General features: G+C 31.6%; 14 protein-coding genes. All 14 read left to right on the plus strand.

Annotation, left to right across the window (positions count from 1 at the left end):
* The first annotated feature begins 130 nt into the window (after positions 1-130).
* The 14 genes from IMX26_RS00990 to IMX26_RS01055 all read left to right on the plus strand — a co-directional run bounded on the left by IMX26_RS00990 (position 131) and on the right by IMX26_RS01055 (position 12383).
* Positions 131-886, plus strand: coding sequence for a nuclease-related domain-containing protein (locus tag IMX26_RS00990; RefSeq protein WP_195159865.1), 756 nt, complete (start codon positions 131-133; stop codon positions 884-886).
* Between the two features lie 96 nt (positions 887-982).
* Entirely contained in the window at positions 983-2296 is a 1314-nt protein-coding gene (locus IMX26_RS00995) for an amidohydrolase (protein ID WP_195159866.1), read from the plus strand.
* Positions 2293-2652: a hypothetical protein gene (locus IMX26_RS01000; protein ID WP_195159867.1), complete on the plus strand. Its 360-nt coding sequence runs from the start codon at positions 2293-2295 to the stop codon at positions 2650-2652. The genes IMX26_RS00995 and IMX26_RS01000 overlap by 4 nt, the downstream gene beginning before the upstream one ends.
* On the plus strand, positions 2642-3016 hold the full coding sequence (locus tag IMX26_RS01005; protein ID WP_195159868.1) for a hypothetical protein: 375 nt from the start codon (positions 2642-2644) through the stop codon (positions 3014-3016). Before IMX26_RS01000 ends, IMX26_RS01005 begins: the two co-directional genes overlap by 11 nt.
* A gap of 85 nt (positions 3017-3101) precedes the next feature.
* On the plus strand, positions 3102-3839 hold the full coding sequence (locus tag IMX26_RS01010; protein ID WP_195159869.1) for a class I SAM-dependent methyltransferase: 738 nt from the start codon (positions 3102-3104) through the stop codon (positions 3837-3839).
* 132 nt (positions 3840-3971) lie between these two features.
* Positions 3972-4667 (plus strand): aspartate/glutamate racemase family protein, encoded by a 696-nt coding sequence (locus IMX26_RS01015; RefSeq protein ID WP_195159870.1) that lies wholly within the window; start codon positions 3972-3974, stop codon positions 4665-4667.
* A gap of 127 nt (positions 4668-4794) precedes the next feature.
* Positions 4795-5829, plus strand: coding sequence for a biotin--[acetyl-CoA-carboxylase] ligase (locus IMX26_RS01020; RefSeq protein WP_195159871.1), 1035 nt, complete (start codon positions 4795-4797; stop codon positions 5827-5829).
* A 16-nt stretch (positions 5830-5845) separates the two neighbouring features.
* The gene (locus IMX26_RS01025; protein WP_195159872.1) at positions 5846-6421 is read left to right on the plus strand and encodes a biotin transporter BioY; all 576 of its coding nucleotides are present in this window, start codon (positions 5846-5848) and stop codon (positions 6419-6421) included.
* An 11-nt stretch (positions 6422-6432) separates the two neighbouring features.
* Positions 6433-7392, plus strand: coding sequence for a biotin synthase BioB (gene bioB / locus IMX26_RS01030; protein WP_195159873.1), 960 nt, complete (start codon positions 6433-6435; stop codon positions 7390-7392).
* The gene (bioD, locus tag IMX26_RS01035; protein ID WP_195159874.1) at positions 7392-8102 is read left to right on the plus strand and encodes a dethiobiotin synthase; all 711 of its coding nucleotides are present in this window, start codon (positions 7392-7394) and stop codon (positions 8100-8102) included. Before bioB ends, bioD begins: the two co-directional genes overlap by 1 nt.
* Positions 8102-9442 (plus strand): adenosylmethionine--8-amino-7-oxononanoate transaminase, encoded by a 1341-nt coding sequence (gene bioA / locus IMX26_RS01040; protein WP_195159875.1) that lies wholly within the window; start codon positions 8102-8104, stop codon positions 9440-9442. The genes bioD and bioA overlap by 1 nt, the downstream gene beginning before the upstream one ends.
* 71 nt (positions 9443-9513) lie before the next feature.
* Positions 9514-10083: a GNAT family N-acetyltransferase gene (locus IMX26_RS01045; protein WP_195159876.1), complete on the plus strand. Its 570-nt coding sequence runs from the start codon at positions 9514-9516 to the stop codon at positions 10081-10083.
* Positions 10084-10199: 116 nt separating this feature from the next.
* A complete protein-coding gene (locus tag IMX26_RS01050; protein WP_195159877.1) occupies positions 10200-11594 on the plus strand; it encodes a [Fe-Fe] hydrogenase large subunit C-terminal domain-containing protein in 1395 nt (464 codons plus the stop codon).
* A 264-nt stretch (positions 11595-11858) separates the two neighbouring features.
* Positions 11859-12383, plus strand: coding sequence for a hypothetical protein (locus IMX26_RS01055; RefSeq protein ID WP_195159878.1), 525 nt, complete (start codon positions 11859-11861; stop codon positions 12381-12383).
* Positions 12384-12422: the final 39 nt, after the last annotated feature.

Below are 12422 nucleotides of genomic sequence, written 5' to 3' on the forward strand. Positions count from 1 at the left end.
TTTAAAAATAATAACTCTTTTTACTAATATTAAAAATGCATTAAATAAGCTAGCGTAAGTACCATAACTCTAGCTTATTTTCTTTTTGTTAGTTAAAATTAAAGTTAACTAACAAATATAGAGGTTTAACATGAAGATAATAGCAGCAATTGTGCTGGCGTTAATTATTGTATTAATGTGTCATAAAAGAATAAAGTCCTATTTTATAGGAAGGCTAGGAGAGTATAGAGTAAGTAAACAGCTCAAAAAATTAAATAAACGTAAATATAAGGTGTTAAATAATATCTTATTAAAAACCAAAAGAGGAACTGTAGAAATAGACCATCTTGTTATCTCTTCCAAAGGAATATATGTTATAGAAACAAAGAATCGTAAGGGCATAATTTATGGTGCTGAAAACTGGGATTATTGGACTCAAAAGCTATATACCAAGCAGCATAAGTTTTATAGCCCCATAAAGCAAAATAATTCTCATATTGAGGCATTACGCACTATCTTAAGAGAACATCAAACTAAATACTATTCGCTAATAGTATTTATTAAAACTGCAAATATCAAAAAAGTTAATACAATGACCATGATAATAAATGATGACGAGCTTTTAACAACAGTAAAAAGGCATAAAGGTGAGTGTTACATAAACGAACACCAAATTAAAGACATTGTTAACACCATTAATAAATACAGAGTTACCTCACTAATTGAGAGAAATAAACATAAAAGAAGCGTCAAAAATAAAGCAAAAATAAGAAGAAGAAAAATAAAATTAGAAATTTGTCCGCGGTGTGGTAAAAAACTAGTTAAATATAAAAATAAAAGTGGGATAGGACTGCGCTGTATTGATTACCCAAATTGTAAAGTTGTAATAGTTAAAAACTGCAAATAAGATAAATAATGACCCCATGCTAAGGATATGCATGGGGTTAAATTTATGCTATTATCACAATAATGTAATGCATGTAAGGTAAAAGGAGTTGTAATAATGATTCAACGATTCAATAAACAACTAAATAATAAACTAATAAACTATAGAAGAGATTTTCATAAATATGCAGAGGTAAAATGGACAGAGTTTAGAACTGCCTCTTTAGTAGCTAAAGAGCTGGTGAACATGGGTTATAAAATAAAGCTTGGTGAGGATATGTTTGTAAAAGGCGTGCAAATTAGTTATCCAAGTGAGCAGATAATTCAACAGAATATTAAAAGAGCTATAGAACAAGGCGGAGATAGTGATCTAATAAAACAGATGCAGGGTCTACCTGGAGTAGTTGCTGAGTTAGATACAGATAAACAAGGTCCCGTTATCGCAATGCGTTTTGATATTGATGCCTTAGAGATGCAGGAGGTACATAAAAAAGGGCACTATCCTTATGATAATGGTTTTGCTTCTGTTAATAAGGGCTTTTGTCATTCCTGTGGTCACGATGCTCATACAGCTATTGGCCTAGGGGTTGCTGAAATAGTTATGCAAGTTAAACAAAAACTCACAGGAAAAATAAAACTTATTTTTCAGCCCGCCGAAGAGGGCGGTGGTGGTGCTATAGGAATTGTTAATAAAGGAATACTTGATGATGTAAATTATTTTTTTGCACCTCATATGGGATTGATAAAACCCAATGGAAAGCCTCTTTTATCTCATGGAATTATCTGTGGAGTAAACGATTTTTTAGATGTTAGAAGAATAAATGCCGAGTATCAAGGACAATCAGCTCACTCTTGTGGAGACCCTCATAATGGCAAAAACGCTTTACTGGCTGCCTGTAATGCAACAATAAACATCCATGCTATAGCACCCCATAGTGAGGGAATGTTGCGAGTTAATGTAGGTATGTTAGCAGGTGGAGTATCTCGCAATACTATTGCACCTAATGCTAACCTAATTATTGAGGTGCGTGGAGAATATAAAACAGTAGCAGACTATGGTGAAAAGCGAGTCAATGCAGTGTTAAATAGTGCTGCTACAATGTATGATGTTGAGGTAAGTATAAATAAAATTGGCAGTACTTGTTCGGCAAAAAGCGATAATGAGGCTCGTAAATTAGTATTTGAAATTGCAAATGATATAGCTTGGTTTACAGAATATTATGACTTAGGCAGTGTTGGTGGTAGTGATGATGCCTCTGAAATGATATCAAAGGTACAGAGTAACGGTGGTTTAGCAACCTATATAGGTGTGGGAGCAGATATCGCAGCTGGCTATCACAATGAATTGTTCGATTTTGATGAAAACGCAATGTTACCTGCGGTAGAATTATTTATAAAACTAATACTGAAAATACAAAAGGATAACATATGAAACAAAAAGAATTTTACTACGTAAAAATAAACGAACAAACAAATATGATTTACTCAATAGGATTAAGTTTTGCTGAGTTTATAGAATCCGTATCTGATAAACCTCAAAATGTCTTATTACTAAAGGGTAACTTTATTAATAGTAGCTTTAGTTTACACACTAGATTTGAGTATGTAACAAGTGATCATCTCCACGAACTTTATTGTGATAACGTTTATAACTATGGAGATTTTTGCTGGCTAGACTATGAAGATTATAGTTGTATTGAAAGTCTTACTGAGCTAGAGATAGCAAAGCTTTTATATGCAGCTCATAAGTTTAAAATAATAAGGAAGTCCTTTTTTCTTGAAACTTAAAAATAAGTATTTATATTTAGCACATGATGATGAATATAATACTAGGATATATATGCAAGACTTAAAAGACTATAGAAATGTAATAACAGCTAAGCTATGCGCAGAATTAAAAGGGCGTCGTAGACATATGGAAGATATTTCTCAGGAAATAAACAATGAGCTATATCAGCTAGCTATGACAGGTATGTTGATAGACTTTACCAACATTTCCAGAGATAGAAATTATGTAAGAGTACAAATATATCAGTTAGGTGATTTATGTGGTTATGATGCTGTAGAACAAACGCTATATAGAAAAAAACAGTGTTTAGGAGCCTATAAGACCCTGGAGTACAAAAGAGGAAAGTGGAAATTAATGAGCTAAAATGAAGCATAGCTATTTAGGTTTAACAAATACTAATTAATAGTGGCTATAATTAAAGAGCTAAAAACATTAAGTTGGTGAAGAAATGAGTAATTACGCAAAACATGCCTCTATTTGGGATTGGTCAGGTTATGATAGAAGCCCAGAGTTTGAGTTTTGGTATAAGCTGGCAAAAAGCTATGGTGATTCAGTATTATCGGTGATGTCTGCAATTGGCGAAGTTGGTGCCTATTTGGCTGAAAGAGGTCTAAGTGTAACGGCGCTCGATTATACAGCAGAGATGATAATCGAAGGTCAAAAAAGGTTTTCTCATTTACAAAACCTAAACTTTATACAAGCAGATGCACGTAATTATAACCTACATTGTAGTTATGATTTTGCCTTTATAGGATCCACAGACTTACATCATATGTTAAATATGGCAGACGTTAAAAGCGTTTTACAAACAATAAAAAAACACTTAAGAGATAAAGGTGGTTTGGGTCTAGAGCTATGGTATGCTAGTGATAAGTCTTGGCAATTCCAAAAAAGAAGATTTGAGCCACTAGTAATAAATGAAAAACAAAAGGTTTGGAAACAAGGCTCTACCTCTTATAACGCTAATACAAGGCTAGTTAAAATATGTCAAGAAGTTTTTATAGAAAAGCATAATAAAACCGAGTGCTTTACACATGATTTTGAAATGCAGCTGTATAGTAGAGAGTTATTAATTCAAACACTTATAGAATGTGGCTTTAAAATAACAGCCGAGTATGGCAACTATAATTTTGAACAGTGGAGTGAAAACTCGAATAAATGGCTTTTAGAGCTTAAGTCAATTTAAATATAATCTCAATAGCTTGGGCAATAGTTAAATTAATAACTATAGCCTCTTTTTTTAATTAAGCCATTGTTAACTATATAATTATCAGGTACACTCAAATAAAGAAGCAGAATAATAAGGGGTAGATATGAAATGAAAACAATTGGTTTAATAGGCGGTATGAGTTGGCAGTCGTCGATAGAGTATTACCGAATAATAAATGAAGCAAGTAATAAGCTACTTGGAGATTTTCACACCTGTGAAAGCATAATGTACTCAGTAGATATAGATTCAGTACTTAAAAATCAACACGCTAATGAGTGGCAATTACTAAATGAACACATGACAAATACAGCCCTTAAGTTGCAAAAAGCAGGCGCAGATTTTGTACTTATTTGTACCAACACCATGCATAAAACAGCAGAATACGTAGAGCAAAATATTAACATTCCTTTATTACATATTGCAGATACAGTGGCAGAAGAAATAAAAAAGAAGGGATTTAATAAAGTAGGCTTAATAGGAACCCCATTCACTATGCAAGAGGATTTTTACAAAGGTAGGTTAAGTCGTAAACACAATATTGAAGTAATAATACCTAATGAACAGAGCGATGTAGACTATATATACAAAGTAATTAATAATGAGTTAACCTTTGGAAAATTCTTAAAAAGCTCCAGAGAAGAGTACCTAAAAATAATGCAAAAACTAGTAAACAGAGGAGCAGAAGGTATAATATTAGGCTGTACAGAGATACCACTACTAATAAAACAAGAGCATACAAATATACCTGTATTTGATACAGCAAGATTACACGCTGTAGCAGCTGTAAGTAAATCTCTAGAATAAGACCTCTGGCAACTATATTTTTAACTAGTCAATAATATATGGAGCAATTAGTAAAAATAATTTCATTTTAATACTTAAGCTTAATAAATTTGGGTAGTCAATTGTCAACCATTGTTTACTATAGTGGTTGACAATTGTTTTTTTAAACACTATAATACCACTTGTACTGAGGAGGTGGCTTAAGATAAAAAATAAAATTTTAGCTATTTTAGAAGAACATAAAGGAAGTCACGTATCTGGCAGTTATCTAGGTGATGCTTTAGGGGTCTCCAGATCAGCAATATGGAAAAGTATTAAATCCCTTAAAGATGAGGGTTACAACATAAGCAGTAAAACTAATAAAGGCTATATATTGAGTAGAGATACTGATGTTTTAAGTCTCACAAAAATTAAAAAAAACCTTAATACTCAATTTTTAGGTAAAGATGTGCAATATTTTAAAACTATTACTTCAACGAATAAAGTTCTAAGAGATCTTGCTCATGAAGGTGCTAAAGAAGGTTTAGTTTTAATAGCAGAGCAACAAACAGCTGGGCGTGGCAGAAATAAGAAGTCTTTTTATTCACCTAATAAAAATGGTATCTATATGAGCCTTTTATTAAAACCAAATATTGCAGTGAGTAATATTAACCTAATTACATTTATTACTGCTGTTTGTGTTGCCGAAGCTATCGAAAAGGTTTGTGGCATTAGTCTAGAGATTAAATGGGTTAATGATTTGCTGTATCAATATAAAAAAGTATGTGGAATTTTAACTGAGGCTTCCATAGAAGGGGAAAGTGGTATTGTTGATTTTTTAGTTGTAGGTATAGGTATTAATATAGATAACACACTTAATTTTCCTGAAGAATTTAAACATAATTCTATTGCCCTTAAACAAATTAAACAAGGATTTTCACAATCTAGGTTAGTTGCTGAGATATTAAATGTATTTGAGAAGCAATATAATTACTACTTACAATCTGGTGATGTTAATGATATTTTGGTACGTTATCGTGAGCGTTTATGTGTAATAGGTAAAAAAATTGAAGTTATAACTCGTCAAGATAATTACCTAGCAGAGGTTATAAAGTTTAATAATGCTGGGCAGCTAATTGTTAAAAAAAGTAGCAATGGAGATATTGTTAATTTAGTATCTGGTGAAATTTCAATAAAATTATAGTGGAGACTTAAGTACTATGACATTCAGAAAAAACAAGTTAAAGATCTATGATTATATAATATGTTCGTTATTTGCTGCTTTAACTGCTGTAGGGGCATTTATTAAAATACCCTTACCACCTCCTCTGGTGGATTTTACTTTGCAATTTTTATTTGCTGCTTTGGCTGGTTTAATTTTAGGTAGTAAAAAAGGTGCAATATCTCAAATGGTATACATTGCAGTAGGGTTAGCAGGTGTTCCTGTGTTTACAAAAGGTGGGGGCATACGTTATATATTTCAGCCTAGCTTTGGATATTTATTAGGATTTATTTTATGTGCTTATATCACAGGAAAAATTAGAGAGACTGGCAAATTAACATTTACAAGATCTTTAAGCGCCTGTTTATTAGGTTTATTAGTGATATATGGCTTAGGAGTTCCTTATATGTACCTGATTTTCAACTTTTATATGGGTCAGGCTTATGGTATATGGACTTTAATATGGGGCGGTGCAATTATCTGTGCCCCTGGAGATTTATTGCTGTGTATTGTTGCTACATTAGCTAGTCTAAGAGTAATTCCAGCGCTTCAAAAACAAGGATATATAACATAAGAGGTTAAAATATGATACAACTTAATGATTTAGCAAGTAAAATTAAAAATAACTACTTAATAAATAGAGCAGAAGCTAATATGCTACTTAACTACAGCTATTTTGAGTTAAAAGAGTATGCTAATGAAATAAGGCTACACTTTTGTGGAAATGCCTTTGATATGTGTACAATCGTAAATGGAAAAAATGGTAAATGTAGCGAAGATTGCAAATACTGCGCACAGTCGGCTCATTATAATACTAATATAAAAATTTATAAGTTACTAAATAAAAAAACTATTATTCAAGATGCTTTAAGTAATTTTAATCAGGGAGTAAGTAGGTACTCTGTGGTAACTTCGGGTAAAAAGCTGAGTGAAAATGAGTTAAACAGTTTGTGTGAAACCTTTAACTATTTAAATAGTAAAACAGAAATTAAGTTATGTGCCTCTTTAGGTTTACTGGATTATAAGGACTTTGTAAAGCTAAAACAGGCAGGTGTAGTACGTTACCATAATAACCTAGAGACATCAAGAAAATATTTTACTAGTATTTGCACAAGCCATACTTATGATCAAAAAATAAAAACAATTAAAGAAGCACAGCGTGCTGGACTTGAGGTTTGTAGTGGAGGAATTATTGGTATGGGAGAGAGTTTTAGTGATAGGATTGATTTAGCCTTTGAGTTAAGAAAGCTTGGCATAATGTCTATACCAATAAATCTCTTAAATCCCATAGAAGGTACTCCATTAGCCAATATAAATCCAATAGATGAAGAGCAATTTTTAAAAACTGCTGCTATTTTTAGATTTATTAATCCTACAGCAACTATAAGGCTTGCTGGAGGCAGAAATTTATTAACTAGGCATGGGCAGTTAGCATTTAAATATGGTGTAAATGGTACTATATCTGGTAATTTACTAACCACCTATGGTAATAGTACATTTAAAGATATAGCATTAATAAAAGAGTTAGGTTATGAGGTGAAGTAGTGGCTAAAGCATTATATGTAATTGGAACAAACACAGATATAGGCAAAACCTATATAAGTGCATTAATTGTTAAGGCTTTAAGACAGCGTAACTTTAAGATAGGCTATTACAAACCAGTATTGAGTGGTGCAATTAAAACTAATAGTGGTTTAATTCCTGGTGATGTTAAGCAGGTTTATGAAGCCGGTGGTTTACATGGAGACTATCAGCAAGCTGTGAGTTATATGTTTGAGCCAGCTGTATCTCCTCACTTGGCATTTAAAATGCAAAATAAAGCGGTTGATTTATCTTGTATTCTTAAGGATTTTTATAAATACCAAAATCAATATGACTATGTATTGGTAGAGGGATGTGGTGGGCTAATTTGCCCTATATCCATAACAGAAAAAAATATTGTTTTGCAAGAAGATATTATAAAGCTCTTGAACCTACAAACAATTTTAGTAATTGATGCAGGTTTAGGAACTATTAATCATAGCCTGTTAACAGTTTATTATGCTGAGCAAAAAAAAATAATTATAAATGGAATTATAATAAATAACTACGATAGTAGTAATTTAGTTCATCAAGATAATAAAAAGGTAATAGAGGAATTAACAGGTATTAAGGTGATTGCCTGTGTTCCAACTCAAGGAAACAACAATGAACCAAACAGTATAAAAGCCCTAACAATAGATAAGTACTTTCATGAAATAGGAGATGTGTACTAATGACTTTAGTTGATAAGGATTTAAAATATATTTGGCATCCATGTTCACAAATGAAAGATTATGAAGAGTTTAAACCAATTATTATTAAACGGGGGCAAGGTATATACCTATATGATATTAATGGAAAAAGTTATGCAGACGCTGTTAGTTCATGGTGGTGTAACCTTTTAGGACACTCAAACAAGCGTATTAATAAAGCTCTAGCTGAGCAGGTAAATAAAATTGAACATGTTATTTTTTCTAACTTCTCAAATGTTCCTGCCATTGAATTATGTGAAAAACTGGACAAGCTTTTGCCAGCTGGCTTAGAAAAGTTTTTCTTTACTGATAATGGCTCAGCTGCAGTTGAGGCTTGTTTAAAAATGAGTTTTCATTACCATATGTTATCAGGTAACAAAACTAAAACAAAATTTATGGCATTAACAAATGCCTATCATGGTGAAACAATTGGGGCACTTTCTGTAACTGATTTAGATATATACTCAAAAATGTATAAACCTTTAATGGTAGACGTCATTAGAGTGCAGGGGCCTGACTGTTATAGATGTAAATACCATAAAAAGCGAGAAAGCTGTCAGGCAGAATGTTTTGAACATGTAGAGAAAGCTATAGCTGAACATGGAACTGAAGTTGCCTCTTTTATTGTAGAGCCACTAGTGCAGGCAGCTGCGGGTATGAAAATATATCCACCATGTTATTTAAAAAAATTACGTACAATATGTACCAATAATAATATTCACCTAATAGCTGATGAAATTGCTGTTGGTTATGGTAGAACAGGTAAAATGTTTGCCTGTGACCATGCTGGCATAAGCCCTGATATGATGTGTTTATCTAAGGGTTTATCTGGAGGATACATGCCCTTAGCGTTGGCGGTAACCACAAAGGAAATATATAATATGTTTTATGGTGATTATAGCGAAGGCAGAGCCTTTTTACACAGCCATACGTATAGTGGTAATGCTATGGGTTGTGCTGTTGCTGTAGAAGTACTAAAAATACTTGAAGAGGACAATATAATTGAACAATGCCAAGAAAAAGCAAAATTATTTAATAGCATGATTGTTGATGCTTTACAAAATCATAAATATGTGGGCGAAATAAGATCCATAGGGTTAATAAATGCTATAGAGCTGGTTAAAGATAAACAAACAAAAATACCCTTTAACTATCAACAGAGAATAGGTTATCAAATTTATCGTAAGGCAGTTGAGAAAGGGTTATTATTAAGGCCATTAGGAGATGTTTTATATTTTAACCCTCCCTTAATTACAACTACAGATGACATGAAATTTATGATAGATGTATGTGTACAAAGTATTAATGAAGTATTAAAATAGTATATAAGTATTGGGTTGCTATTACTCTTGCAACCCTTTTTTACTAGCTATGATAAATATAGAGGTGTATTATGAATATTCGAAAGTACCAACAAGAAGATGAACAACAATGGTTGCAATGTAGGGTGTTGTCTTTTTTAAATACTTCATATTTTGATAATGTATATAATAAAAAAGAGCAGTATAAAAATCCAAACATTGAGCTTGTGGCAGAAATAGCTAATAAAGTAGTTGCTTTATTAGATATTGAAATACTCAAAAACAATAATAACGTTCAATTTGCTATGTTATGGCATTTAGCTGTTTTGCCTAGTTATCAAAAACAAGGTATAGCTACTGCATTACTTCAAAAAGCAGAGCGATTGCTCAAACATGAAAATATTAGCTTAATTGAAGCCTGGACACGAGATGATAAGTTTGTTAACGAATGGTACTTAAAAAGGGGATTCAAACTTACTTCAAGCTATTTGCATGTTTACTTAGAGGGTACCGAATGTTGTGATGTTAAGTTTGTTGATAAACCAAAGATGAAAGCCCAAGCAGTATTCGCTCATTACGTAGGAAAAAACAAAACTGAGATAAAACAAAAGTATAAAAGAGTACATGACTGTAACTGTTATCAAAAGAATTTATTATTTTAATTTATTATGATTTATAATCAACATTGAGAATAGCTTCGTTCATAAAAGTAAACAATAACCATAAACCCTGTTACGTAATAGTATTAAATATATAAGTCATGGTAAAGGAGCAAACAATGGTTAATAAGTTTAAGAATTTTAAAGAAAAAAGAATGGCAATATTCTCAGAGTTAGTATCAAAGTATTGGAATAATGAACTACATAATTCTATGGATTTAAAAGAACTAGCTAATGATATTAAACATAAGTATAACTTTGGCGAAGAGGATATGCCTTTTATAAGAGATCACATTAGAGTAGCTATGGGCCTTAATCCTACTAATGAAAATAGTGAATTTACAGATGAGTTAAATCTCATTAAGATGAATAAAGTAGAAAAGCCAATCATTACAAAAATAGAGGGAGCCTGTCAGTATTGTGATAACACAGATTGTACATGCCAAGAAGCATGTAAATATGAGGCTCATGTGTATAGAAAAAGTAATGGACCAGAAATTATGAATGATAAATGTTTAACGTGTGGTCAGTGCATAAGTAATTGTGATTTTGGAGCTTTGGCAGATAAAATAGAGTTTTTGCCACTAATAGATTTATTAAAAGATAAAAAAACTAAGGTGTTTGCTACTGTAGCACCTGCTATAGTAGGTCAATTTGGTGACGAAGTTTCTATGGGACAGTTAAGAACAGCACTAAAACTAATGGGCTTCGAAGATATGATAGAGGTAGCGTTATTTGCGGATATACTTACAATTAAAGAAGCGTATGAATTTAATGAATTAGTTACTAGTGATGAGGATTTCTTTTTAACAAGTTGCTGTTGTCCTGTGTGGTTTAATTTAACAAAGCGCAGTTATCCTAAAATATTTGAACATATGTCACCCTCTATCTCTCCAATGATAGCCTCAGGTAGATTTTTAAAAGAACTTTATCCAGACTGCAAAGTAGTTTTTATTGGTCCATGTGTTGCCAAAAAAGCAGAAGCCAAAGCACCTGAGTTAGTAGGTGCCATTGATAATGTTTTAACATTTAGAGAGTTAAGTGAAATCTTTAAATCTTTAAATAAAGACTTGGCAGAATTACCAAGTGAAGAGAAAGATCAAGCATCTTTTGGAGGCAGGGTATATGCTCGAACTGGTGGTGTAAGTTTTGCAGTAAAAACTGTAGTTAATCGAATAGCTCCAAGCAGGTTAATTAAGCTTAAAGCAAAAAAGTTTGACGGAGTAAAAGCATGCAAAGCTATCTTAGATAAACTTGCAGCTGGTGAAAAAATAGATTTTAATTTTATTGAAGGTATGGGCTGTATTGGTGGTTGTGTTGGTGGTCCACGAACCAATATAGATAAACAAAAGGGTAAAGATTTTGTAAATGAATTTGCAGAAGACTCTCTTATATTAACTCCCTTCGATAACCTTAATGTAATGAAAATATTAAAACAGTTAGGGCTTAATGAAATATCAGAAATAACTGAATCTAACTACCTAAAAAAAATATTAACAAGAGAGAGTAAATAAAAAAGTATTATTAAGAGATAGGGGTGTTTAATATATATTTCCTTTATTATTTATAACATGTTAATAATTGATATACTATTTATTTTTATTATCATAAGAATAATAAAATACATAGGCACATAATAATCAAGTAACAGAAGCAAAGAAGTACATATTTTGATCAATTGTTAAAAAACAGTTTACAAATGTAATAAAGGTTGCTATATTGAAAGAGGCATATGTTATTTATATAAAAACTTTTCATGATAGTGAAAGGATAATTTTATGGATAATCAACATTGTGTAATTAAATTTTCTACATATCATAAGGCGTTTTTGTTTTTACTGTTACTAGCTCTTATAATATCTTGTACTGTTGTTTTAAAACATTACTGTAGGGGGCAAGTAATTGTATCTCTATTTAGGCTAAAGAAATGTGTTTATGAAGAAAGCTATAACTCAAAAATAGTAAACATTGTTTCTATAATTAGAGGTGATAAAAAAGCTCATCTTAAACTACTAAATATAGAGCCCGTGGGATATAAAGATATGGAACTGATGCAAACCTATTTTTATAGGGGTCAAAGAAAAGATATTCCTTTGTTTGGTGATATACCTAACAATGTAAAACAAAAATTACAACCTATACACGGGGCCTTACTTAAACAAAATACAAAAACAGAGTTCGATTACGTAGTTTGGGTGTTTAAAGTAACAGGGTCAAAACCAAAAGGACCAACTGATAACATATGTGAGTTTAGGTGGCTGTGTATAAATATCAAAAATGTAGCAAGTAAAATAAATAAATAGTTCTTGACATTATCCAAATTTATATATAATATATATACA

Source organism: Clostridium sp. 'deep sea', assembly GCF_014931565.1.
In the GTDB taxonomy this organism is placed as follows: domain Bacteria; phylum Bacillota; class UBA994; order PWPR01; family PWPR01.